General features: G+C 62.9%; 21 protein-coding genes. 7 read left to right on the top strand and 14 right to left on the bottom strand.

All coding sequences use genetic code 11. From position 1 onward, the window contains the following. Nucleotides 1-400: 400 nt before the first annotated feature. Nucleotides 401-1,348 (bottom strand): N-acetyl-gamma-glutamyl-phosphate reductase, encoded by a 948-nt coding sequence (gene argC / locus AB6809_RS18720; RefSeq protein WP_371026936.1) that lies wholly within the window; start codon nucleotides 1,346-1,348, stop codon nucleotides 401-403. A gap of 287 nt (nucleotides 1,349-1,635) precedes the next feature. After that, on the bottom strand, nucleotides 1,636-2,238 hold the full coding sequence (locus tag AB6809_RS18715) for a YbhB/YbcL family Raf kinase inhibitor-like protein (RefSeq protein WP_107710975.1): 603 nt from the start codon (nucleotides 2,236-2,238) through the stop codon (nucleotides 1,636-1,638). Between the two features lie 323 nt (nucleotides 2,239-2,561). Here AB6809_RS18715 and AB6809_RS18710 point away from each other — a divergent pair, with 323 nt between their 5' ends. Next, on the top strand, nucleotides 2,562-3,251 hold the full coding sequence (locus tag AB6809_RS18710) for a response regulator (protein ID WP_006053042.1): 690 nt from the start codon (nucleotides 2,562-2,564) through the stop codon (nucleotides 3,249-3,251). Nucleotides 3,252-3,400: 149 nt separating this feature from the next. On the opposite strand, the gene AB6809_RS18705 is transcribed toward AB6809_RS18710, so the two are convergent. Then, nucleotides 3,401-4,087, bottom strand: coding sequence for an orotate phosphoribosyltransferase (locus AB6809_RS18705; RefSeq protein WP_006053043.1), 687 nt, complete (start codon nucleotides 4,085-4,087; stop codon nucleotides 3,401-3,403). A 423-nt stretch (nucleotides 4,088-4,510) separates the two neighbouring features. Between AB6809_RS18705 and AB6809_RS18700 the strand changes: the two genes are divergently transcribed. Both AB6809_RS18700 and AB6809_RS18695 read left to right on the top strand, forming a co-directional pair. After that, complete coding sequence (locus AB6809_RS18700) at nucleotides 4,511-5,743, top strand: MFS transporter (RefSeq protein ID WP_371026935.1); 1,233 nt, start codon at nucleotides 4,511-4,513, stop codon at nucleotides 5,741-5,743. A gap of 278 nt (nucleotides 5,744-6,021) precedes the next feature. Beyond that, nucleotides 6,022-8,304, top strand: coding sequence for an NADP-dependent malic enzyme (locus AB6809_RS18695; RefSeq protein ID WP_006053045.1), 2,283 nt, complete (start codon nucleotides 6,022-6,024; stop codon nucleotides 8,302-8,304). Between the two features lie 127 nt (nucleotides 8,305-8,431). On the opposite strand, the gene AB6809_RS18690 is transcribed toward AB6809_RS18695, so the two are convergent. Next, nucleotides 8,432-12,043, bottom strand: coding sequence for an indolepyruvate ferredoxin oxidoreductase family protein (locus AB6809_RS18690; protein ID WP_006053046.1), 3,612 nt, complete (start codon nucleotides 12,041-12,043; stop codon nucleotides 8,432-8,434). 366 nt (nucleotides 12,044-12,409) lie between these two features. Between AB6809_RS18690 and AB6809_RS18685 the strand changes: the two genes are divergently transcribed. Then, complete coding sequence (locus AB6809_RS18685; RefSeq protein ID WP_371026934.1) at nucleotides 12,410-12,607, top strand: hypothetical protein; 198 nt, start codon at nucleotides 12,410-12,412, stop codon at nucleotides 12,605-12,607. 150 nt (nucleotides 12,608-12,757) lie between these two features. Here AB6809_RS18685 and hppD read toward each other — a convergent pair whose 3' ends face one another. After that, nucleotides 12,758-13,855, bottom strand: coding sequence for a 4-hydroxyphenylpyruvate dioxygenase (hppD, locus tag AB6809_RS18680; protein WP_006053048.1), 1,098 nt, complete (start codon nucleotides 13,853-13,855; stop codon nucleotides 12,758-12,760). Between the two features lie 173 nt (nucleotides 13,856-14,028). On the opposite strand from hppD, the gene AB6809_RS18675 reads away from it, so the two are divergent. Next, nucleotides 14,029-14,526 (top strand): Lrp/AsnC family transcriptional regulator, encoded by a 498-nt coding sequence (locus tag AB6809_RS18675; RefSeq protein WP_029970894.1) that lies wholly within the window; start codon nucleotides 14,029-14,031, stop codon nucleotides 14,524-14,526. A 97-nt stretch (nucleotides 14,527-14,623) separates the two neighbouring features. Here the strand turns inward: AB6809_RS18675 and AB6809_RS18670 are convergent, their stop codons facing one another. From AB6809_RS18670 to paaA, 8 genes are all read right to left on the bottom strand, one after another. Further along, nucleotides 14,624-15,292, bottom strand: a complete 669-nt coding sequence (locus tag AB6809_RS18670; RefSeq protein ID WP_006053050.1) for a GNAT family N-acetyltransferase — start codon at nucleotides 15,290-15,292, stop codon at nucleotides 14,624-14,626. A 253-nt stretch (nucleotides 15,293-15,545) separates the two neighbouring features. Continuing rightward, nucleotides 15,546-16,154 (bottom strand): TetR/AcrR family transcriptional regulator, encoded by a 609-nt coding sequence (locus AB6809_RS18665; protein ID WP_114156531.1) that lies wholly within the window; start codon nucleotides 16,152-16,154, stop codon nucleotides 15,546-15,548. A gap of 11 nt (nucleotides 16,155-16,165) precedes the next feature. Continuing rightward, nucleotides 16,166-16,981 carry a DUF1835 domain-containing protein gene (locus AB6809_RS18660; RefSeq protein ID WP_053858834.1) on the bottom strand — a complete coding sequence of 272 codons (816 nt, stop codon included), beginning with the start codon at nucleotides 16,979-16,981 and terminating at the stop codon, nucleotides 16,166-16,168. Between the two features lie 151 nt (nucleotides 16,982-17,132). After that, nucleotides 17,133-18,221, bottom strand: coding sequence for a 1,2-phenylacetyl-CoA epoxidase subunit PaaE (gene paaE / locus AB6809_RS18655; protein ID WP_006053053.1), 1,089 nt, complete (start codon nucleotides 18,219-18,221; stop codon nucleotides 17,133-17,135). A gap of 1 nt (nucleotide 18,222) precedes the next feature. Then, on the bottom strand, nucleotides 18,223-18,795 hold the full coding sequence (gene paaD / locus AB6809_RS18650; RefSeq protein WP_371026933.1) for a 1,2-phenylacetyl-CoA epoxidase subunit PaaD: 573 nt from the start codon (nucleotides 18,793-18,795) through the stop codon (nucleotides 18,223-18,225). Between the two features lie 35 nt (nucleotides 18,796-18,830). Next, nucleotides 18,831-19,634, bottom strand: a complete 804-nt coding sequence (gene paaC, locus AB6809_RS18645; RefSeq protein WP_371026932.1) for a 1,2-phenylacetyl-CoA epoxidase subunit PaaC — start codon at nucleotides 19,632-19,634, stop codon at nucleotides 18,831-18,833. A gap of 8 nt (nucleotides 19,635-19,642) precedes the next feature. Further along, complete coding sequence (gene paaB, locus AB6809_RS18640; RefSeq protein ID WP_371026931.1) at nucleotides 19,643-19,927, bottom strand: 1,2-phenylacetyl-CoA epoxidase subunit PaaB; 285 nt, start codon at nucleotides 19,925-19,927, stop codon at nucleotides 19,643-19,645. A 38-nt stretch (nucleotides 19,928-19,965) separates the two neighbouring features. Beyond that, nucleotides 19,966-20,964, bottom strand: a complete 999-nt coding sequence (gene paaA, locus AB6809_RS18635) for a 1,2-phenylacetyl-CoA epoxidase subunit PaaA (protein ID WP_371026930.1) — start codon at nucleotides 20,962-20,964, stop codon at nucleotides 19,966-19,968. 218 nt (nucleotides 20,965-21,182) lie between these two features. Between paaA and AB6809_RS18630 the strand changes: the two genes are divergently transcribed. Further along, nucleotides 21,183-22,811 carry an NAD(P)/FAD-dependent oxidoreductase gene (locus AB6809_RS18630; RefSeq protein ID WP_006053058.1) on the top strand — a complete coding sequence of 543 codons (1,629 nt, stop codon included), beginning with the start codon at nucleotides 21,183-21,185 and terminating at the stop codon, nucleotides 22,809-22,811. A 127-nt stretch (nucleotides 22,812-22,938) separates the two neighbouring features. Beyond that, nucleotides 22,939-24,216 (top strand): SGNH/GDSL hydrolase family protein, encoded by a 1,278-nt coding sequence (locus AB6809_RS18625; RefSeq protein WP_371026929.1) that lies wholly within the window; start codon nucleotides 22,939-22,941, stop codon nucleotides 24,214-24,216. Nucleotides 24,217-24,338: 122 nt separating this feature from the next. On the opposite strand, the gene AB6809_RS18620 is transcribed toward AB6809_RS18625, so the two are convergent. Next, on the bottom strand, nucleotides 24,339-24,699 hold a 361-nt coding region (locus tag AB6809_RS18620), incomplete at its 5' end, for a hypothetical protein (RefSeq protein WP_371026928.1).

The following is a 24,699-nucleotide window of genomic DNA, read 5'->3' as shown; positions in this document are numbered from 1 at the left end:
ATTCAAACAGCGGCGTTTCGGGCATGCGCACAGTGCGTGGGCGCAAGCGGCCCTTTTAAACAAAAATGCGAATTCGAGGCAAAGCGGCTGTACCGTTGTTTCGCCACACGCCCTTGCCAGGTAAGCGTTGGAGCAAAAAGGCTCCATCATCTTCGAACGACCGTTCGATAAAAAATCCGGAGTTTCCCCAGGCGGAAAACTATGCTGATCGGATCGTCGACGGGAAGAGTTACCTAAAAAATTGCAGGCAGCCTCGTTTTGATTTTTTAAGTAATGCGGGCTACTACTGATTAATGTTTAAAGAAAGTCGCGGCGGCGGGTTTAAAACAAAAAGCCGGTCTTGTAGACCGGCTTTCGCAATGCTGACAAACGGACAATTGCCGCGATATTTTAACTTTCGTTATCGTTTCAAACCGCTTTCCTCGGGGGCGCCGATTGCCAGATTCATACACTGGATCGCCGCGCCCGAAGCGCCTTTGCCCAGGTTGTCGAGCCGCGCGACGGTGACGAAGCGCTCCGGCGTGCCGAACACGAACAGATCGACGCGATTCGTGTCGTTGTTCGCCTGCACGTCGAGGAAGCCGCTGTCCAGATTCGCTTCAGAGTCGAACGGCGCGACGCGCACGAATGCTTCGCCTGCGTAGTACTCCGCGAGCAGCGCCTGCACTTCTTGCGGCGTGGTTTTCCTCGCCAACTGGCGCGGCGAGAAGTACGTGGTGACCGCGAGGCCCTTGTAAAAGCCGCCGACGATCGGCGTGAAGACCGGCGACGACTTCAGGCCCGTATGCGCCGCCATTTCCGGCAGATGCTTGTGCGTGAGAGCCAGCGCGTACGGACGCGGGCTCTTGAGCTTGTCGTTACCGCCGGCTTCGTAGTCGGCGATCATTTTTTTGCCGCCGCCGCTGTAGCCGGTGATCGAATAAGCATGAGCTTCGAACTCGGGCGCGACCACGCCGCTTTCCACGAGCGGGCGCATGGCCAGCACGAAAGCCGACGCGTGACAGCCCGGCACGGCGATGCGCTTGGCGGTGCGCAGGCGTTCGCGCTGCGAGCGAGCGAGTTCGGGCAGGCCATAAGCCCAGTCGGCCGACGTGCGAAACGCGGTGCTCGCGTCGATCAGCACCGTGCGCTCGTTCGCAACGAGCGCTGCCGATTCGCGCGATGCCACGTCGGGCAGGCACAGGAACGTGACGTCCGACGCGTTGATGAGACGGCGGCGCTCCTCGATATCCTTGCGCTTCGCTTCGTCGATACGCAGGATTTCCACGTCGGCGCGCTGCGACAGGTATTCGAAAATCTTCAGGCCGGTCGTGCCTTCCTGTCCGTCGACAAAAACTTTCGTGCTCATCTCGATCTCACTGGCTATCTGGTTACAGCTTGGAAACAGCGCGCGACGCCGCGCGAAAACACCATTTTAAGACCTCATCGCCATGCGCGTGCGCAAGCGAGGGGAAACGGCGCGAAAAACAGCGGAAAAATGACGATGCCCGCGGGAAGTGACAGTCGCGTGACTTGTGGGCTTCGCTGCGATGCGGGCGCCGGGCGCCGGGCGCGGGGCGGCCCGCCAAAGCGCGATATCACGGCAATCAAGCCGGCTTTCGGCGCAACACCGCGCGCGCCGGCAAGCGCGCCGCGCTAGCGCCCGTAATTCACCACCATCCTCGCGCTGCCGAGCGCCGCCGTGCCGATCTCGTGATCGAACATCAGCGCCGGGCGGCCTTGCGCGAGGCGCAGGTCGGCGGTGTTCAGCGCATACACGGTGATCACGTAGCGATGCGGTTTGCCGGGCGGCGGACAAGGACCGCCATAACCGTCGATGTCGAAGTCGTTGCGGGCTTCCACCGCGCCGAGCCGTCTCAGGAAACCCGACGCGCTCGCGTTCTCGGGCAGGCTTGCGACGCTCGCCGGAATGCCCGCCACGGCCCAATGCCACCAGCCGCGGCCGGGCGCATCGGGATCGAACAGAGTGATCGCGAAACTGCGCGTTCCGGGCGGCGCGTCGCGCCAGGTCAGTTGCGGCGAGCGGTTGCCGCCCTTGCAGTCGTCCTGATCGAAGACTTGCGGGGAATTCACTGTGCCGCCCGCGCGGAAGCTCGCGCTGGTGAGCGAGAACGCGTTCTCGGCCTGGGCGCGCGAGCCATGCGCGAGCCCGAGCGCGAGACCAAGCGTGGCGCAGACAACAAGCGGCATGCGGCGAAACGATGAAGCGTGCGAAACAACCAGGCAACGCAAGCGCATGTGCCGGTTCTCCTGTGTCGATCGGAGTCGGCGCCGGGCGCCTGCTCAGATCCCATGCAGCATCAAGGCGCTGCGAGGACGCGAGGCAATTGCCTCGCGGTGTTTATTGTCCCTATTTTGTACCTGAACGTCGAATCGAGTCTAAGCTTAGGTTTATGACGCATCATTGTTATGCCGCGTAAGCGGATTGCGAGCCTAAAATCGGCTATAGTCGAAAGAGTTTACGCGATGTGGCCCGTGTTCCTATTAGTCAAATTGAACATTAAGGATAAGAAGGCATCTCAGAGGTTTTGGAGAGGGGTTTTCCTGTCGAGGTACGGGCAATGCAAGACGTAGTCAAGGTTGTCATCGCTGACGATCATCCAGTTATTCTATTCGGCGCCGAACAGGCTTTACTCAAGTTCCCCGGCATCCAGGTGGTCGCGCGAGCGAGGCAGTCCACGGAACTCATCAAGGTCCTGCAAACCGCTGCGTGCGACGTGCTCGTCACAGACCTCGCCATGCCGGGCGGCCAGTACGGCGACGGCCTGCCGTTGGTCGGCTACCTGCGGCGCAATTTTCCGAACCTTCCCATCGTCGTGCTAACGATGCTCGAGAACGCCGCGTTGCTGCAACGGCTGCGGGAACTCGGCGTGACTTCGGTCGTGAATAAATCCGACGACCTGAGCCACATCGGGCTCGCGGTGCAGCACGTCAGCCGGCACCTCGAATATCTGAGCCCGTCGGTGAAGGCGTCGCTCGATGCGCTGCGGATGAATTCCGGCGGCAAGAGCGACGAAGTGATGCTGTCGAGGCGTGAACTCGAAGTCGTGCGCCTGTTCGTATCGGGAATGACCATCAAGGAAATTTCCGAGCAACTGAACCGCAGCATCAAGACAATCAGCACTCAGAAAAATACGGCGATGCGCAAGCTCGGCATCGACCGCGATTCGGAGCTGTTTCAATACGCGCAAAGCAATGGTTTGCTGAACCTGTCGTCGCATTCGGCGGAAGACACGGGCGACCTGGTTTAGCCGCGCGCCGCACTTCTTGTGCGGCATAGAAGAAGCCGCGTTAAAGTCGTCAAAGAAAAAGGCCGCCTGTCTTGCGACAGGCGGCCTTTGTGCTTCTGCGGCTGTTGCCGCGATGCGATGTAATGCGATGCTATGCGCTACCGCCGCGCTTATTGCGGCGTCGACGTTGCGCCGCCGTGCGCGGCCGACCATTCAGCCGGCGAGTGCAGGAATTTTTCGACTTCGTCGAGCGTCTTCGTGTCGAAGTACTTGTTGTCCTTGGCGACGCGCAGCACGTCCCACCATGTCGCGAGCGCGTGCAGATCGACGTCGATGTCTTTCAGCACCGACACGCTTTCCTTGAAGATGTTGTAGTGGAACAGCACGAAGCAGTGATTCACCGTCGCGCCGGCCGTGCGCAGCGCATTGATGAAGTTGATCTTGCTGCGGCTGTCGGTGGTCAGGTCTTCCACCAGCAGCACCCGCTGACCTTCGGTCAGCAGACCCTCGATCTGCGCATTGCGGCCAAAGCCCTTCGGCTTCTTGCGCACGTATTGCATCGGCACCATCAGGCGGTCGGACAGCCATGCCGCGAACGGAATGCCTGCGGTTTCGCCGCCGGCCACGGCGTCGATCTGCTCATAGCCGACGTCGCGGAGAATGGTGGTTTCAGCCATTTCCATCAGGCCGCGGCGCACGCGCGGGTAGGAAATCAGCTTGCGGCAATCGATATAAACCGGGCTCGCCCAGCCGGACGTAAAAATGTACGGTTTCTCCGCGTTGAAGTGCACTGCCTGCACTTCGAGCAGCATCTTGGCGGTGGTGTCGGAGATCGTCTGGCGATCGAAGCCTGTCATGGGCGGGTCCTTGGATTGAGCGGGGGAGCGGGCGCCGGGCCCGGTGGCGCAGCAAGCGGGATACGCCGCGCCGTGCTGGGCGGAATATGCAGCCGGCCAGTGGATGCTGGCCGGTTTTTGCTGCGCGCGTAGCCCGACATTTTACCCGAAACGGGTGCTTCGGACGAGGCCGGCGTGCGCGTGGACGGTCAATCGCGGTTGCCTGGGGCGAGCGGGGCGCGTCCCGAGGGCGCAGGCCAACCCGGTCTCCAACACCGTTCGCCGAAGCCTGGCCGGACAAGCGTTGCGCCGTTCGCGTCGCGCTTCGCATAGGCTTTTTGGCTAGCTTGTGAGCAACCTGGGGCGCCTTTACACTCACGCGAATTTCTCCGACGCCGGCCGCAGCTCGCCGCACACCGTCCAACGAATCCCGGATTGCTTTTAATGACGCCCGCTTCCTCCGCCGCCGATACGCCCGCCTCCGCCCGACCCGGCTACGCCGCGCGAGCGCTGATCGCGTCCGCGCTCGGCTATGCCATGGACGGCTTCGACCTGCTGATTCTCGGCTTCATGCTGCCGGTCATCGCTGCGGACTTGCATTTGAGTTCGACGCAAGCCGGTTCGCTCGTCACGTGGACGCTGATCGGCGCGGTCGCGGGCGGCCTGATCTTCGGCGTGTTGAGCGACTATTACGGCCGCGTGCGCATGCTCACGTGGACCATCCTCGTGTTCGCGGTTTTCACCGGGTTGTGCGCGCTTGCGCAAGGGTATGGCGATCTGCTCGTGTACCGGACGATCGCCGGCATTGGGCTGGGCGGCGAGTTCGGCATCGGCATGACGCTTGTGGCCGAAGCCTGGCCGGCCGCGCAGCGGGCGCGGGTGTCGTCGTATGTGGGCCTCGGGTGGCAACTCGGCGTGTTGGCGGCCGCGTTGCTGACGCCGCTGCTGTTGCCGGTCATCGGCTGGCGCGGCATGTTCGCGCTTGGACTCTTGCCCGCTGTCGTGTCGTTCTTCGTGCGGCGACGCGTGGAGGAACCGGCGCTCTTCACCGAGCGCGTCGCGCGCGGCATGCGCAAGCTGCCGCTCAAACTGCTGATCGCCGATGCCCCCACCGCGCGTGCGAGCCTCGGCGTGGCGGTCCTCTGCTCCGTGCAGAACTTTGGCTACTACGGGCTGATGATCTGGCTGCCGAGCTATCTATCGAAAACCTTCGGCTATTCGCTGACGAAATCCGGCGTCTGGACTGCGGCCACTGTGGTCGGCATGGCATGCGGCATCTGGCTCTTCGGCATCGCCGCGGACCGTTTCGGCCGCAAGCCGGCGTTTCTGTTCTACCAGGTCGGCGCCGTCGCGATGGTCTTCGTGTATGCGCATCTGACCACGCCCACGGCGCTGCTGATCGGCGGCGCGGCGATGGGCGTGTTCGTCAACGGCATGATCGGCGGTTACGGCGCGCTGATTTCCGAGCTTTATCCCACCGATGCACGCGCCACCGCGCAAAACGTGCTGTTCAACGTGGGGCGGGCGGTCGGCGGCTTTGGGCCCGTCGCGGTCGGCGCGCTGGCCGCGCATTATTCGTTTGGCACGGCGCTGGTTTTTCTCGCGTCGATCTATCTGCTCGACGTGCTCGCCACACTCTTTCTGATCCCCGAACGCCGCGGCGCCGAACTCCACTGAGCGCCGCCGCGCAGTCTGCCGATGCGGCGCTGCAGCATGACTGGCGGGCGTTTCGCCAATGGCGAGCCGAGTTAACCAGTCCGTGTATCGACTCGCGCGGGGTGTACACTAACCGACCCCGCGTAGCACTCCGCACCGTCCCGCCTCCGCCGGGGACCGACGCCGCGCCTAACCGGCGCAAGCGAACAGCGCCCCGGTCGATCATCCATTCGATAGCAGGAAGCGCCGCCAGCGGTGCAGTGTGCCGGCCCAAATTTCTTACGTCTCGCAGGCAAAAAATGGACGAACAACTGAAGCAAAGCGCTCTCGCGTATCACCAGAATCCGAAACCCGGCAAGATTTCGGTCACACCGACCAAGCCGCTGTCGAACCAGCTCGACTTGTCGCTCGCGTACTCGCCGGGCGTGGCCGCGGCCTGCATGGCCATCTACGAAGAGCCGCTCGACGCGCAGAAATACACGTCGCGAGGCAACCTGGTCGGCGTGATTACGAACGGCACGGCCGTGCTCGGCCTCGGCAACATCGGCCCGCTCGCCGCAAAGCCGGTGATGGAAGGCAAGGGCTGTCTCTTCAAGAAGTTCGCGGGCATCGACGTGTTCGACATCGAGCTGTCCGAGTCCGATCCCGACAAGCTCGTCGAAGCGATTGCGATGCTCGAGCCGACGTTGGGCGGCATCAACCTGGAAGACATCAAGGCGCCGGAGTGCTTCTACATCGAGAAGAAGCTGCGCGAGCGCATGAAGATTCCGGTCTTCCACGACGATCAGCACGGCACGGCGATCATCGCGTCCGCGGCGATTCTGAACGGCCTGAAAGTGGTCGGCAAGAAGCTCGACGAAGTGAAGCTCGTCTGCTCGGGCGCAGGCGCGGCGGCCATCGCGTGTCTGGATCTGCTGGTCAACCTGGGTCTCGCGAAGCAGAACATTCTGGTGGTCGACTCGAAGGGCGTGATTTACGAGGGTCGCGGCAATCTCGATCCGTCGAAGGAACGTTACGCGGCGAATACCGAGGCGCGCACGCTGGCTGACGCGATTCGCGGTGCCGACGTGTTCCTCGGCTGCTCGAGCGCAGGCGTGCTGAAGCCGGAAATGGTCACCGAAATGGGCACCCAGCCGCTGATTCTCGCGCTCGCGAATCCGGAACCGGAAATCCGTCCGGAAGAAGCGAAGAAAGTGCGCCCGGACTGCATCATCGCGACTGGCCGTTCGGACTATCCGAACCAGGTCAACAACGTGCTGTGCTTCCCGTTCATCTTCCGCGGCGCGCTCGACGTCGGCGCGACCACGATCACGGAAGAAATGAAGCTCGCGTGCGTGCGCGCGATCGCCGAACTCGCGGAAGAAACCGATCAGGGCGACGAAGTCGCGAAGGCGTATGAAGGGCACTCCCTGGAATTCGGTCCTGAGTATCTGATTCCGAAGCCGTTCGATCCGCGTCTCATCATCAAGATTGCGCCGGCCGTTGCGCAAGCGGCGATGGATTCGGGCGTCGCGACCCGTCCGATCAAGGACATGGACGCGTATCGCGAAGAACTCGGCACGACCGTTTATCGCACGGGCATGGTGATGCGTCCGGTGTTCGCGGCGGCGAAGTCGGAGCCGGCGCGCATCGTGTTCGCCGAAGGCGAGGACGAGCGCGTGCTGCGCGCCGCGCAGTTCGTGCTGCTCGAGAAGATCGCCAAGCCGATTCTGGTCGGCCGTCCGTCGGTGATCGAAATGCGCCTGAAGAAGATGGGCTCGAAGCTCAAATGCGGCGAAGACTTTGAGATAGTCGATCCGGAAGACGATCCGCGTTATCAGCAATGCTGGCAGGCGTATCACGAACTCGGCGCGCGCGAAGGCGTCACGCCGGACGTCGCGAAGGCCGCGATGCGCAAGTTCAATACGCTGATCGGCGCGATCCTCGTGCGACTCGGCGAAGCGGAAGGCATGATCTGCGGCATGATCGGCCAGTACCACACGCATCTGAAATTCATCGAGCAAGTGTTGGGCAAGGCGGACAACGTCGCTAACTTTGCAGCAATGAATCTGCTGATGCTGCCGGGCCGCAACCTGTTCATCTGCGATACGTACGTGAACGAAACGCCGACCGCAGAACAGCTCGCCGACATGACCATGCTGGCCTCGCGCGAGATCGAAAAGTTCGGCATCACGCCGAAGGTCGCGCTGCTGTCGAATTCGAACTTCGGCAGCGCGCCGTCTTCGTCGTCGCAACGCATGGCCGCGGCTCGCAAGCTGATTGCCGAACGCGCGCCGACGCTCGAGATCGACGGTGAAATGCACGGCGACGCGGCGCTGTCGGAAGTCGTGCGCAAGGCGGCGTTCCCCGGCACGACGTTGTCGGGCGAAGCCAACCTGCTGATCATGCCGAACGTGGAAGCGGCGAACATTGCCTACAACCTGCTGAAGATGGTCGGCGGCGAAGGCGTGACGGTCGGGCCGTTCCTGCTCGGCGCGGAGAAGCCGGTCCATGTGCTGACGCCGGCTGCAACCGTGCGCCGGATCATCAACATGACGGCGGTGGCTTCGGCGAACGCGCGCAAGTCGGTGAACAGCAAGTAAGCGAGGCGGCGCTCGTTTCTACGAGCGTCGGGCGAAAAAAAACGCCACGGAATGAGCTTCCGTGGCGTTTTTTATGTGCGCCGTGATCCTGGCGTTAGCGGCCGGAACACGGCGCGCTTTGGCAACGTCAAGCCGCGTGCTGCGTCGTGCCCGCTTGCGGCGAGCGCCAGCGCGCGAGCAGATCGTTCCACTTCACGCGCACGCCTTTCAGGTTGTTTTCCTTGATGTGTCCATAGCCGCGGATGCCGTCCGGCAGATTCGCAAGTTCGACTGCCAGCTCGCGGTTCTGCGCGTTAAGCCCGCCGATCAGTTCGCGCACCAGCGTTTCGTACTCGCCGATCAACGCGCGCTCGGTGCGACGCTCTTCCGTCTTGCCGAAAATGTCGAATGCCGTGCCGCGCAGGAACTTCAGCTTCGCCAGTCCATGCATTGCGCTGAAGACCCACGGACCGTACTTCTTCTTGATCAGATGGCCCTGGGCGTCTTTCTTGGAGAACATCGGCGGCGCGAGGTGAATGTGCAGCTTCCAGTCGCCTTCGAAGCTCGCTTTCAGCTTCTCGATGAACGCCGGATCGCTGTACAGGCGCGCGACTTCATACTCGTCCTTGTACGCCATCAGCTTATGCAGATTCTTCGCGACCGCTTCGGTTAGCGGCAACTGGCCGTCGCCCGAATCGAGCGCCGACTCGGCCGCGCGCACTTGTGAAACCAGCGCGCGATAACGCTCGGCGTATGCGCTGTTTTGCCATGCCGTGAGGTAGGCAGCGCGCTTGTCGATCAACGTGTCGAGGGCTTTCGGCGTGTGCAGCGAAATGATCTTGCTGCTAGTGGCGTTGGCCTCGGCATCGGTTGCGGCACCCGCGCGCTGCGATTGCGCGAACTTGCGCACGGTCGCCGGATCGTGTGCCGCGCGGCGGCCCCATTCGAATGCCGCGCGGTTCTTCTCGACCTGCACGTTGTTCAGCTCGATTGCGCGCATCAACGACTGATACGTGAGCGGCACCCATCCACGTTGCCACGCGTAGCCGAGCACGAACGGGTTCGTGTAGATTGCGTCGCCGAGCAGCGCGACCGCGAAGTGATTGGCGTCGACGGTATCGACGCATTCATCGCCCGCGCCCGCGCGTACGTCGGCTTCGGTGCTGCTGCCAGGAAAGCGCCAGTTCGGATTCTTGATGAGTTCGGCGGTCGGCGTGTGCGCGCTATTGAGCACCACGCGCGTTTGGCCGGCGTGCATCCGCGACACGCATTCGTCGCTCGCCGTCACGATTGCATCGCAGCCGATCACGAGACTCGCTTCGCCCATTGCGATGCGCGTGGCGTGAATGTCGTCGGGCTTGTTCGCGATCTGCACATGGCTCATCACGGCGCCGCCTTTCTGCGCGAGGCCGGTGACGTCGAGCACCGTCACGCCCTTGTTCTCCAGATGCGCGGCCATGCCGAGCAGCGCGCCGATCGTCACGACACCCGTGCCGCCGACACCTGTCACCAGCACGCCGTAAGGACGGTCGATGGACGGCAGCGCGGGTTCGGGCACCGGCGGCATAGCGTCGCCGACAATGCCGGATGCCGCTTTCGGCTTGCGCAACTGACCGCCTTCGACGGACACGAAGCTCGGGCAGAAGCCGTTCACGCAGGAGAAGTCCTTGTTGCAGGTGGACTGATTGATCTGGCGCTTGGTGCCGTATTCAGTATCGAGCGGCTCGACTGACAGGCAGTTCGACTTGACCGAGCAGTCGCCGCAACCTTCGCACACCGCCTCGTTGATCACGACGCGGCGTGCCGGGTCCGGATACGCGCCGCGTTTCCTGCGGCGGCGCTTTTCGGTCGCGCAGGTCTGGTCGTAGATCAGAATCGTCGTGCCGGAAATCTCGCGCAACTGGCGTTGCACTTCGTCGAGCTTGTCGCGATGGTGAATGTCGATGCCGGGCGCAAGACCCACGTTCGCCGAATATTTTTCGGGCTCGTCGGTGACGATCACGATCTTGGACGCGCCTTCGGCCGCGAGTTGATGCGTGATCTGCGGCACGGTCAGCACGCCGTCGACCGGCTGGCCGCCGGTCATCGCGACTGCGTCGTTGTAGAGCAGCTTGTAGGTGATGTTCGCCTTCGACGCGATGGCCGCGCGAATCGCGAGCAGCCCCGAGTGGAAGTAGGTGCCGTCGCCGAGATTGGCGAACACATGCTTGTCGTTCGTGAACGGCGCCTGGCCGATCCACGCGACGCCTTCGCCGCCCATCTGGCTGAACGTGCTCGTGCTGCGGTCCATCCACACGGTCATGTAATGGCAGCCGATGCCCGCCATCGCGCGCGAGCCTTCCGGCACATTCGTCGACGTGTTGTGCGGGCAGCCCGAACAGAACCACGGCTTGCGTTCCGCTTCGACGCGCGGGCGCGCGAGCGCCTTTTCCTTTGCTTCGATTACCGCGATGCGCGCGGCGATGCGGGCGCGCACGTCGGACGGCAGATCGAACTTGGCAAGCCGCGCGGCGATGGCCTTCGCGATGATCGCGGGCGACAGTTCGTAGTGCGCCGGCAGCAGCCAGTTGCCCATCGGCACCGACCATTCGCCGCCCGCGCCGTCTTTCTCGTCGAACTTGCCGAACACACGCGGACGCTGCGCGTCGGGCCAGTTGTACAACTCTTCCTTGATCGCGTATTCGAGAATCTGACGCTTTTCTTCGACCACGAGAATCTCGTCGAGACCGCGAGCGAAGGCTTGCGCGCCTTGCGCCTCGAGCGGCCACACGCAGCCGACCTTATAGAGGCGGATGCCGATGCGCGCGCAGGTTTCGTCGTCGAGACCGAGGTCGGTCAACGCCTGACGCACATCCAGATACGCCTTGCCGCCCGTCATGATGCCGAAGCGCGCGTGCGGCGAGTCGATCTCGACGCGATCCAGCTTGTTCGCGCGCACGTAGGCGAGCGCCGCGTACCACTTGTAGTCGAGCAGACGCGCTTCCTGCACGAGCGGCGGATCGGGCCAGCGAATATTCAGACCGCCTTCGGGCATCGCGAAGTCGTCCGGCAGAACGATCTTCGTGCGATGCGGATCGATGTCGACGGAAGCCGACGATTCGACCACGTCGGTCACGCACTTCATTGCCACCCACAGGCCGGAGTAGCGGCTCATTGCCCAGCCGTGCAGGCCGAAGTCGAGATATTCCTGCACGTTCGACGGGAACAGCACCGGCAGCCCGCATGCTTTGAAAATGTGTTCCGACTGATGCGCGAGTGTCGACGATTTGGCCGCGTGATCGTCGCCGGCGAGCACGAGCACACCGCCATGCCGCGACGATCCCGCCGAATTGCCGTGCTTGAAGACGTCGCCGGAACGGTCGACGCCGGGGCCCTTGCCGTACCACATCGAAAACACGCCGTCGTATTTGGCGCTTGGGTACAGATTGACCTGTTGCGAACCCCAAACGGCGGTCGCCGCGAGGTCTTCATTGACGCCCGGCTGGAACACGACCTGATGTGAGGCGAGATGCTGTTTCGCCTTCCACAAGGATTGATCGAGTCCGCCGAGCGGCGATCCGCGGTAACCGGAGATGAAGCCGGCCGTGTTCAGGCCGGCGGCGCGGTCGCGTTCCTGCTGCAGCATCGGCAGACGCACCAGCGCCTGGATGCCGCTCATGTACGCGCGGCCGCGTTCCAGAGTGTATTTGTCGTCGAGCGTGACGGAAGATAGAGCGGCTTCGAGCGAAGCTCGCTGACCTGCGTCTAGCGGGGCATTCATTATGTGTACTCCTCCACCCAGTTTGGGATCGCCAAAACTTTTTGGGCCGCGGCATCTTGTGAATGCGTATGGCCGGGGTCGCCATATTGACGTGTTTTAAGTGATGGTAGCACTGGTGAAAACCCGCCGCATCGCGGCAGAAAGTTCGCAGTGCTGCCGCCGCCATGCGGCGTTCATGCTGGTGCTGTTTGTTGCAAAGTTCGCCTAACGTCTGTGAGTTGCCGGTGTAACAAGCTGTAAAACCTACAATCTCATGGAACCGCGAGGCAGATGCGTGTCTAACACCGCACCTGTGAGCAATGTCTGTGTAACGCGTCGCATGTTGCGGCGCTTCAGGACAACAGGGCAGTTAGAAAAGGAGTACGCATGAACACTAGAAATATCCAGACCTTCCTGATGGTTTCGGCCGCCTTTTTCGCCATGAGCGCGCCGGTGCGCTCGAACGCGGGTACGGGCACGCAGTCGAGCGTGATTACCCGCACGGCGCTGGTCGCCCCGGCGCGTGTCGCCATCAACCGCATCGCGCGGGAAAGCGCGTCCGCGAAGGAAGACCAGAATTCGTGACGCGCTGCTGATGCGGCGTGTCGACGGTTAAACCGGCCGTCGCTCAGCGTTGAGCGGCGGCGCAAACGACAAGGGCGGGGATCGTTAGATCCTCGCCCTTGTCGTTTTATTGGCCTGTCACCTACTGCGCCGGAAATAGGCGCTTAGCGTTCAAGCCTTGTCCTGCACGACGCCGCGGCGAATCTGATCCAGTTCGATCGATTCGAACAGCGCCTTGAAGTTGCCCTCGCCAAAGCCCTGATTGCCCTTGCGCTGAATGATCTCGAAGAAGATCGGGCCGATCTGGTTCTCGGTGAAGATTTGCAGCAGCAAGTCGTCCGGCGCGCCGTCGATCAGAATCTTGCGCTTGCGCAGTTCGTCGAGCGGCTCGCCGTGATTCGGCACGCGGCGGTCGACGAGTTCGTAGTAGGTGTCGATGGTATCGAGGAGCGAGATATTCGATGCGCGCAGGCCGTCGACGGTACGGTAAATGTCGTTGCTGCCGAGCGCGATGTGCTGGATGCCTTCGCCGTGGTACGCGTCCAGATATTCCTGAATCTGCCCGGACGTTTCGGAGCCTTCCTCGTTGATCGGAATGCGAATCTTGCCGCACGGCGACGTCATCGCTTTCGACTTCACGCCCGTCACCTTGCCTTCGATGTCGAAATAGCGCACTTCGCGGAAATTGAAGAGGCGCTCGTAAAACTCCGCCCATTCCTGCATGCGGCCCCGGTGGACGTTGTGCGTCAGGTGGTCGATGTAGGTGAGGCCGTGACCGACTGGGTTCGGATTCGCGCCGGCAATCGGCTCGAAGTCCACGTCGTAAATGTCGATGTCGCCGACGCTGCCCGGCGCCGCGCCGTTCTTGCCGCGCCAGCGGTCGACGAAATAGATCAGCGAATCGCCGATGCCCTTGATTGCGGGAATGTTCAGTTCCATCGGGCCGGTTTTGTTGTCGAAGCCCCACGCGCCTTTTTCGATGGCTTGCCTGTAGGCCTTGCCCGCGTCCTGGACGCGGAACGCGATCGCGCAGATCGACGGACCGTGCAGACGCGCGAAGCGTTGCGCGAACGAATCCGGCTCGCCATTGACGATAAAGTTGATCTCGCCTTGCCGGTAAAGCGTCACGTCCTTATGACGATGACGGGCGATGGCGGTAAAACCCATCTGCTCGAACAGTTTGCCGAGCGCTTTGGGATCGGGGGCGGTGTATTCGATGAATTCGAAGCCGTCGGTACCGACCGGATTGTCCCAAGTTGAAACCTGCATTTGTCTCTCTCCATGTCGAGGGCGCGTGGCGCCGGAGTCGCGCGCGCAATGCCGGAGCGCGACCGAATGACGCAAGTGTAAAGGCGGGATCGCGCTCGAAACTTGCGAACTTAATCGCACTGGCGTAGCGTAGCGCTATTTTCTAGCTCAATCCACGAAAACGGCGGCAGAAAGTGACTCATATAGAGATAGACGCCATCGACCGGCGTATTCTGGCGATCCTTCAGGAGAATGGCCGGTTGTCGAATCAGGAGATCGCGGAGCGGATCAATCTTTCACCGAGTCCGTGTTTGCGGCGCATACGGCGGCTCGAGGAGAGCGGGGTGATTCGCGGCTACGTCGCGCTGCTGGACGCGCAGCGCCTCGGGCTCGATCTGCTTGCGTACGTCAATGTGCGGCTGGAAAAGCGCGGCGGTTCGGCGCTCAGTCCGCGCGGCGAGGCGACCCACGCCGACCTGTTTCGCGCGGCCGTGCAGACGTGGCCGGAAGTGGTGGCGTGTCACGCAATGACCGGCGAGATGGACTATCTGCTACGCGTTCAGGTGGAGGACATGGCGCACTTTTCGCGCTTCGTGCAGGACCAACTGCTGCATCACCCGTCGGTGATCGACGTCAAAACGAGCTTCTCGCTGGAAAAGATCAAGGAGACGACGGCGTTGCCGATCTTATGAAAGTGCATGGGTTGGGGCGCGCGGCACACGGCCGGTAAACCGCAAAGGGCAGCCATGAAGCTGCCCTTTGTATTGGATGACGGCGTCTGCCCGATGTTCAGGCCGCAGCGGCTGTCGGCATGAAGGACTCGAGCAATCGCGACGTGCGGCGTGCCTGGCGCTTGAGCGCATAGTCGAACACCGCAGCCTGTTCCTGCAGCATTTCCGTGATGATGCTCGTTTGGTCGGCCGGCGGCAGCGTCAGATAAGCGTCTGCTTCGCCGTACGCGTACTCGATCTTCATGCCCGCTTTTTTCGCGATGTGCATCATGGTCGAGTTGCGCGACAGACAGTGCATGTACAGCGTGGTGACATGAGTATTGCGGCTGCGGATGGCCGCGCGCTCAAACAGCCTGGAACCGATACCCTGGCCGCGCACGCTTTCGAGCACGGAAACGCCGAACTCGGCCGTGCGCTTGTCGCCTTCAGCCGGCAAGTAAGCGAGGTGACCGACGCCCGTAAGCTGCAATTGATCGTCGAACACGCCGAACACGGTGTCGCGCTTGAAATCGATTGCGCGGACGTAGTTCTCGATGACATGGTCGGGCACCACCTGACCGAAGCGCAGCAGGCGGTCGTCTTCGTCGAGCGCGAGGAAGTGCGTCAACAGACGTTCACGGTCGACCGCGGTGAGTTCACGAACCAGAGCAGGCGCACGACCGGCAGGCAGCGACGCGCGATCGTGCGCGACGATCGGCTCGGCGGCGCGGGGTGTAATCATGTTCATGGTCAGGTTCTCCTTGTCATCGTGCGGCGTTGGTGCACCGCAAAAACGATTCTAACGGAAACGCTAACCGATCACTAGGGAAAACCCGTATCTTTATTCGAGGGTGCTGCCTAACTGCGGGGGCGTTTTACGGTTAACCAGTTGATTCCAAAAGATAATTAATAAAAGAACGAGCGTGCGTGGCACGATGTCGCGCATATGCGACGCGCTTGTTTACCGATGCCGCATATTGCTGTGCTGCGCCATCCCGCCATCAAGCCGGCGCGCAGCCCAGCCCGTGGTCCACCATGCTCACCACCTGTTCCGCGAATTCGCGATAGCCCATGCGTCCGCCGGGCTTGAGCCAGGTGAAGGTCCAGTTGATCATGCCGAATACCATCATCGTGAGCGCGGTCTGGTTTTCACGCGTGGCGCGCTCGGGGTAAGCGCGCGCCAGTTGCCGCGCAAACGCAGCGACGACGTCGCGCTGACGGTTGAGAATCACCTCGCGCTGCGCGTCGACGAGATACTTCACGTCGTTCAGCAGTGCGACGTGGCGGCTGTGCGACGTCTCGTATTCCGAGAGGAACGCGCGGATCAGCTCGGCGAAGGTCTCGCGCTCGGTGAGGCCGCGGCGCTGACTTGCGCCCTCCACCTCGGCGATGATCAGCATCAGCCGTTTGGTGTAGCGGTCCAGCAGATCGAAAAGGATCGCTTCCTTGCTCTCGTAATAGTGATAGAGGCGCGCTTTCGACGTGCCGCTCGCAGCGGCAAGGTCTGACATCGACGTGCTGGGATAGCTCGTCTGTGCGAATTTGGCCGCGGCCAGTTCGAGAATCTGTTCGCGCTGGCTTTCGTGGTCGGGGGCTCGGGTGCGGGCCATGGTCGTCTGTTTTATTCCTGTGGACAGGGGGCGAGCGCCGCGCACAGCTCGAGCGTGCGCCATGCGCCGGTGTCGCCGCGCAGCTTGATCCGGCGCGTGGCGGCCAGTTCGCGGAAGCGCCACAGCACGATGCTGTCGCTGACGAGAAACCCGAGCTCCGCGGTCATAACTTCCGCGGCCACTCGCGACGCCGGTTGCCAGTCCGCCGTCGCGTGCTCGAGTATCAGCGTGTCCAGATCGGCGAAGCTGCCGCTCGTGAAGGTGTTGTCGCGCCAGCGCCGCGTCTCGCCGTTTGCGTGCTTCGCTTCCTGCCATTCGAGCGCGAGCCGGCTGATGCGCAGCACCGAGATGGGCGCCGCGTCGGGCAAACGCGCGTGCAGCACGGACGGCGCGAACATGCCGACGGACGTTGCGCGGTCTTTGCGGCTGTACGCCCATGCGCCGGTGTCGGTGAGATCGCGGATCGACAGACGCACTTCGTTCAGGCGTTGCGGATTATTGCGCAGGTAGTAGCAGACCCGGCGCAGCATCAATTGATCGGATGCGCTTTCGCCATGCCAGACCACGAGATTCGCTTCGCCGCGTGCAATCGCTTCGAGCGCTGCGGCCTGTTCGCGAAACTCGCGGACGAAATCGCGCTTCGTGTCAGCGCTCACGCGGTCCCAGAAGGTGGCGCGCACTTGCGGGTCGTCGTCGATTCCTCGCAACGGACCGACCGCCAGATCGTCGCGCAGTGCCTGCACGCGGTCGTCGCGGCCCGTTTCGCGCAACGCCGTGCGCAATGATTCCGCGGCGACGTCGCCGTTAGTGAGGTGGATGGTGCTCATCGGCCGTGGCTGGTTTTTGTACGCGATTAGACAAAGGGCCGCTCGCCTCGCGGACCGGAACGGTCCGGCTGCGAGCGGCCCCTAGTGTAAGCGGATCGCGGAATGGCTCAAAGCACAGAGGGCGCCGAACGCGCCGAACGCGTAAGCGCGCTCAACGTTCGTCGTAGCTCACCACCACGCGATCGCTGATCGGATGGCATTGACAGGTCAGCACGAAGCCGTCGCGGATTTCATGCTCTTCGAGCGTGTAGTTCTTTTCCATCTTCACTTCGCCTTCCACGACTTTCGCGCGGCAGGTGCAGCACACGCCGCCTTTGCACGCATACGGCAGCGCGAGCCCGGCGCGCAGACCGACGTCGAGCACGCTCACGCCCTGATACGGCAGGCGCAGCTTGCGGCGCTTTCCGTCGAGCACGATTTCGAGCTCGGCTGCGGGCGTGTCGTCGGTGATTTCGACGGGCGGCACGCCCGCTTGCGGCAGCGGCGAGCCAAAGCGTTCTACGTGCACCTTTTCCGACGGCACGCCGGCGGCTTTGAGCGCGGCTTCGGCGGCGTCCATCATCGGCGCGGGGCCGCAGATAAAGGCTTCGTCGATGGAATCGGCCGGCACCAGGCTTTCCAGAAACGCCGCGCATTTCTTCTGGTCGAGCACGCCGTTGAACAGTTCGACGTCCTGCAAATCGTCGGACAGCACGTGGTACAGCACGAAGCGGTTCATGAAGCGGTTCTTCAGATCCTCGAGTTCTTCGGCGAACATGATCTGATCGACGCTGCGGTTGCCGTAAATCAGCACAAAGGTGCTGCGCGGTTCGACCTCGAGCGTCGTCTTGATGATGGCGAGCACCGGCGTGATGCCCGAGCCGCCTGCAAACGCGACGTACTGCTGGCCGTGGTCCACGTTCAGATGCGTGAAGAAGCGGCCGTCCGGTGTCATCACGTCGATCGTGTGGCCCGGCTGCAGCGTGTCGAAGGCGAAATTGGAGAAGCGCCCGCCGCGCACGCGCTTGATGCCGATGCGCAGTTCGCCGTCGCGGTCGTAGTCGGTGACGCCCACGCAGATCGAGTACGAACGGCGCGTTTCCTCTCCGTCGATGTGCGTTTTGAGCGTGACGAACTGGCCTTGCGTGAAGCGGTAAAGCTCGCGCAGTTCGGCGGGGACTTCGAAGGCAACCGAGACCGCGTCGGCGGTTTCAGGCCGCACTTCGCGGATACGCAGCGGATGAAATTGCGGGGTAGCCATATCAGTATGGTTTGAAATAGTCGAAGGGTTCGCGGCAGTCGAGGCAGCGGTACAAGGCTTTGCAGGCGGTCGAGCCGAATTGCGCGAGACGCTCGGTGTGCACCGAGCCGCAGCGCGGGCACAAAGGCGCGGGCAGCGCGCGCGGCACGAAGCGCATCACTTTTTCGCGCGGCCCCAAGCCGGAATCGGCCGGCGATCCGCAATTGCCCGTGGGCGGCGCGATGCCATAGGCGCGCAGCTTGTCGCGGGCTTCGACGGTCATCCAGTCGGTGGTCCACGCGGGCGCGAGCACGGTGGCGATGCGATAAGGCGTGAGTCCCGCGACGTCGAGTGCATGCGCGACGTCTTCGGCGATCTGCGACATGGCCGGGCAACCGGAATAGGTCGGCGTGATCACCACCTCGAGCGTGCCGTCGTCCGTGCGCCGCACGTCGCGCAGAATGCCGAGCTCGCGGATCGATACCACCGGAATCTCGGGATCGGGCACGGCTTCGAGCACCGCCCACGCGCGTTCGAGCGTGGCGTCGTCATGGGCGTCGTGAAGGGCGGCGGTGGGCGCGGTCGAGGTCGTCATCGTCTGATTTGCCGTGATTTGCCGTGTTACCGCGATCACCAGGTCGCGCCGGGATGCTGCCGCGCGAGGCTTTGCATTTCGGCCAGCATGAAGCCCATGTGCTCGGAATGCTCGCCGTGCTTGCCGGTCGTGACGTGCTTGACCGGTTCGGGAAGCGTAAGCGTGGCCTGCTCGAGCGTGGCGCGCACGTCGTCGAGCCAGGCGGCTTCCAGATCGGCGCTGAGCGGGCCGATGCCGGCTGCGGCGATCGCTTCTTCCACGGCGTCGGTGCTGAAGAACTCGCGCGTGTACGGCATCAGGTAATCGAGCGCGGCCTGCGAGCGGCGGTGCGAATCCTCCGTGCCGTCGCCGAAACGGATCAGCCATTCGCTCGCGTGATGCACGTGGTAGCTCGTTTCCTTGATCGACTTCGACGCGATCGCGGCCAGTTGCGTGTCCGTCGATTGCGTGAGCGCGGTCCAGACATGCGCCATCAGCGTCGAATAAAGGAAGTTGCGCACAATGGTGACCGCGTAGTCCTTCTCGGCTTGCGCCGTCGCGGAGAGCGGGCCGTAGTGCGGCAATTCCACCAGCGTGTAGTTGGCGAACTCGCGCTCGGCGCGGAAGTACGCGTAGTCGTCTTCGGTGCGGGTCTTGCCGGTGAGTTGCTGTTCGAGCGACGCCGCGTGCGTGTACAGCAGACGCGCCTGGCCGATCAGATCGAGGCTCATGTTCGACAGCGCGATGTCTTCTTCGAGAATCGGGCCGTGGCCGCACCACTCGGCATTGCGCTGACCGAGAATCAGCGCGGTATCGGCGAGGCGCAGCACGTATTGCAGATGTTCTAGCGTGATGTTCATGGCCGCGCTTACATGTGGTTGACTTCGTCGGGAAGCGTGTAGAACGTCGGGTGGCGGTAGATCTTGTCGGCCGCCGGTTCGAACAGTTCCGCCCTGTCTTGCGGCGCGGACGCCGTAATCGCCGACGACGGCACCACCCAGATACTCACGCCTTCCTGGCGGCGCGTGTAGACGTCCCGCGCCATGCGCAGCGCCATTTGCGCGTCGGCGGCGTGCAGGCTGCCGCAGTGTTTATGGTCGAGTCCCTGCTTGCTGCGCACGAAGACTTCCCAAATTGGCCATTCCTTGTTCATGCTGATCTCCTGATTCCTTGCCTGGCGAGCCGCGTTGTTCAGGCGGCGTGCTGTTGGGCGCGTTGGCGTTGTTTCTCGGCGTGGGCGATGGCGGCTTCGCGAACCCAGGCGCCCTCGTTATGCGCCTTGACGCGGGTGCCAAGGCGCTCGCGATTGCATGGGCCGTCGCCGTTCACGACGCGCCAGAATTCTTCCCAGTCGATGTCGCCGTAGTCGTAGTGGCCGCGCGCTTCATTCCATTTGAGGTCGGGGTCGGGCAGCGTCACGCCGAGCACTTTGGCCTGCTCGACGGTGGCGTCGACGAATTTCTGGCGCAGGTCGTCGTTGGAAATACGCTTGATGCCCCATTTCGACGACTGATTGCTGTGGATGGAATCCTTGTCGCTCGGACCGAACATCATCAGCACCGGCCACCACCAGCGGTTCACCGCCTGCTGGACGAGTTCGCGCTGCGCGTCGGTGCCGGACATCATCGACATCAGCGCGTCGAAGCCCTGGCGCTGGTGGAACGACTCTTCCTTGCAGATGCGGATCATCGCGCGGGCGTACGGGCCGTAAGTGCAACGGCACAGCGGAATCTGGTTCATGATCGCCGCGCCGTCGACCAGCCAGCCGATCACGCCGACATCCGCCCAGGTGGGCGTCGGGTAATTGAAGATGCTCGAATATTTGGCCTTGCCGGAATGCAGCGCCGCGACGAGCTGATCGCGCGAGACGCCGAGCGTTTCGGCCGCGCTATATAGATAGAGACCGTGGCCGGCTTCGTCCTGCACCTTGGCGAGCAGAATCGCCTTGCGCTTGAGGCTCGGCGCGCGCGTGATCCAGTTGCCTTCCGGCAGCATGCCGACGATCTCCGAATGCGCGTGCTGCGAAATCTGGCGCACGAGCGTCTTGCGATACGCGTCGGGCATCCAGTCTTGCGGTTCTATCTTGCCGTCCGCGGCCATGACGGCGTCGAATTGCGCCTGCTCCGGCGACGTCGCGCCGGATTGCAGCGGGGCCACGTTGCCGGGAATATCCAGGGATTGCGTGTACATGGGGACGCTCTTTCTGGGGGAGTTATCTAGTTTGCACAGTATAAGCCAACCGACCGGTCGGTTAATAAATTTTTTTGAGACAGACGGCGCTCGCTCCGACAGCAGCCGGCGCGGGCTTCGCGACCTGTTTTACTTTGCGCGGAAACCCCGCACCGGCGCTTAGCCTATAAAATTGCGAATTGGCCGCGATTGCGGCCCTCCTGCATCCCCGGTACTTCATGCTACGTCTAAGCGAAATCAAACTCCCGCTCGATCATCCCGAGAGCGCTCTCGAGGCCGCCGTCCGCGCGCGTCTCGCGGAACTCGGCGTGCCTCATGACGGGCTCGTCCGATACACCGTGTTCCGGCGCGCCCACGATGCGCGCAAGCGCGCCGACATCAAGCTGACCTACATCGTCGACGTCGAGGTCACGGACGAAGCAGCCGCGCTCAAGCGGATCGCCGACGTGCCGCATTGCGCCGTGACGCCCGACATGACGTACCGGTTCGTCGCCAGGGCGCCGGCGCAGTTCAGCGGGCCGCGTCCGGTGGTGATCGGCATGGGACCATGCGGGCTGTTCGCCGGGCTGATCCTCGCGCAAATGGGCTTCCGTCCGATCATCCTCGAGCGCGGCAAGGCGGTGCGCGAGCGCACCAAGGACACCTTCGGCCTGTGGCGCAAGTCAGTGCTGAACCCGGAATCGAACGTGCAGTTCGGCGAGGGCGGCGCGGGCACGTTTTCGGACGGCAAGCTGTATAGCCAGATCAAGGACCCGAAGCACTATGGCCGCAAGGTGCTGGACGAATTCGTGCGGGCCGGCGCGCCGGAGGACATTCTGTATCTGAGCCGGCCGCATATCGGCACGTTTCGCCTCGTGAGCATGGTCGAGAAGATGCGCGCGACCATCCACGAACTGGGCGGCGAAGTGCGTTTCGAAACGCGCGTGGACGATATCGACATCGATAACGGAAAAGTGCGCGGGCTGACGCTGTCGACGGGCGAAACGCTGCGCTGCGACCATGTGGTGCTCGCCGTCGGCCACAGCGCGCGCGATACCTTTCAGATGTTGCACGACCGCGGCGTTTATATCGAAGCCAAGCCGTTCTCGCTGGGGTTTCGGATCGAGCATCCGCAGGGCTTGATCGACCGTAGCCGGTTCGGCAAGTTTGCCGGCCACAAGCAACTGGGCGCTGCCGACTATAAGGTGGTGCATCACTGCAGCAACGGGCGCGCGGTGTACAGCTTCTGCATGTGCCCGGGCGGGACGGTGGTCGCCGCGACGTCCGAGCCGGGGCGCGTGGTGACCAACGGCATGAGCCAGTATTCGCGGGCCGAGCGCAATGCGAACGCGGGAATCGTCGTGGGCATCACGCCCGACGATTATCCGGGCGGGCCGCTTGCCGGCATCGCATTCCAACGGAAATGGGAAGAGCGGGCGTTCGAACTGGGCGGCGGCAACTATATGGCGCCGGGCCAACTGGTCGGCGACTTCATTGCCGGACGGCCGTCGACGTCGCTTGGTTCGGTCGTGCCGTCTTATAAGCCGGGCGTGCATCCCACGGATCTCAGCACGGCGCTGCCCGACTACGTGATCGAGGCGATTCGCGAAGCGCTTCCGCAGATGGACAAGAAGATCGCGGGCTTCGCGATGCATGACGCGGTGCTGACGGGCGTCGAGACGCGGACGTCGTCGCCGATCCGGGTGCGCCGGCGCGACGACTATCAGAGCGTGAACGTCGAAGGCTTGTATCCGGCGGGAGAGGGCGCGGGTTATGCCGGCGGGATCTATTCGGCGGCGATCGACGGGATTGAAGTGGCTGAAGCGCTGGCTTTGAAGATGACGGGTGAGCTGCAAGTGGCCGGGTGAGGGTGCTGGCTGTGCGTTGCGGGCTTTGTGCGTTTGCGTATGCCTGTGCGCGTGCCGCGCGGGCCGGCCCGCGTCGGCCGACGCGGATCGTGCACAATGGCCGTTTCGCTTGAAACCAAGTACACGAATGACCATTCGCTCTCTGGCCGCGGCATGCGGCGCCGCGCTGCTTTGCCAGCTTGCCGTTTCCTCCTCTGTCGCCGCCGCTGGCACGGACGCCTCGGCGCATTGGGTCACGGCGTGGGCAACCGCGCTGCAGCCCATCCCGCAACGCGCTGACTTGCCGCCGCTGTATCGCGCGCCTGAAGTGGCGGGGCGCACCGTCCGTCAGATTGTCTACCCGACGCTGTCGGGAAAATCTGTGCGGATTCACCTCAGCAATGAATACGGCAAGACGCCGCTAGTGATGGAGGACCTGCGCATCGCGCGGTCGGCGGGCGGCGCTGCCGCGTCGGCTGGCGGCGGCGCGCGTGTGACCTTCGGCGGGAAGCCGAGTGTGAGCGTTGCGCCCGGCCGCGAACTGGACAGCGACCCAATCGCGATGGACGTCGCGGAAGGCGCGCCGTATGCCATTAGCGCGTTTATGGCGCCGGACCAGCGAGTGGTCGCGTGGCACCGGGTTTCCAGCCAGCTTAATTATGTTTCCAGCCCCGGCAACCACGCGGCGGACGCGACGGCAGAAGCGTTTCGCGGGCGCTTCACTCAATACTTGTGGGTGACGGGGCTGTCCGTCGACGCCGCGCCGGGATCGACGGCAATTGCGGCGATCGGCGATTCGATCACGGACGGCATGCGCTCCAGCCTGAACCAGAACCGTCGATGGCCGGACGCGTTCGCCCGCCGATTGGCCGGCTCGGGGAACCGCTCGACGGCCGTGATCAATCTCGGTATCAGCGGCAACCGGCTGCTTAACGATTCTCCGTGCTATGGTGACGCGCTCCTCACGCGATTTGGGCGCGATGCGCTGGAGCGGCCCGGCGTCAAGGCGGTGATTCTGCTGATCGGCATCAACGACATTAATTTCGCGGCGATGCCGGCGCGCAGCGGGCTCGACTGCGATTTCCCGCACGCGTCGGTGACGGCGGCCGACCTGATCGCGGGCTATCAGCGGGTGATCGCGGCCGCGCGACGGGCGGGAGTTAAGGTGTTCGGCGGGACGCTGACGCCCGCAGCGCTTCCGGCGTCGCGCGAAAATATCCGGCTGGCCGTCAACGAGTGGATCCGTTCCAGCCATGCTTTCGACGGCGTAGTCGATTTCGACGCCGCGCTGCGCGATCCGGCCGAGCCGGGACGTCTGCAGCGCAAGTACGATAGCGGCGACCACATTCACCCAAGCGATGCCGGCTACGCGGCCATGGCGGAAGCGGTTTCCGTCGACGGAGCCGTGAATTCGGCGCGCAAATGAGTGACTGACGATAAAGTTCTCGCCAAACCCTTGAAATAAGGCTCTGGGCCGCCTATGATTTCGTTCCTCGTTTGCGAACGAGGGCCGCGACGGGAAGGAGCGGCGGTGACGTCAACAAAGTTTTAAGCGAAAGCGAAAAAATGGGGTTGACGAACCGAAAGAGAGTCTTCATAATCTCGCTTCTCTGCTGCTGATGCAGCGACGCAGAACGAAGCAGTGCCGGGTGGTTGAGTGGGCGCTGTGAAGTGTGCGAACCGATCTTTAAAAACTAACAGCCGATAAGTGTGGGCGCTTGATGCGCGACGCGCGCCGGGTTGCGGGGTTTTCTCCGGAGCCGGGCGAGAAGCGAAAGTATCAAGTCTCACACAGTAATGAAAGGAAGGTTTGGCCATCGAGAGATGGTTGAACACTTCGTCAGTACGTTGAGTGAGCGACCGGGTTCGAAAGAGCCCGAAAACAGTAACAGGTTTGAACTGAAGAGTT

The organism is Paraburkholderia sp. RCC_158, assembly GCF_041355255.1.
Classification (GTDB): Bacteria; Pseudomonadota; Gammaproteobacteria; order Burkholderiales; family Burkholderiaceae; genus Paraburkholderia; species Paraburkholderia graminis.
Note: the sequence above shows the minus strand (reverse complement) of the source record. Positions and strands in the feature narration are given on the sequence as shown.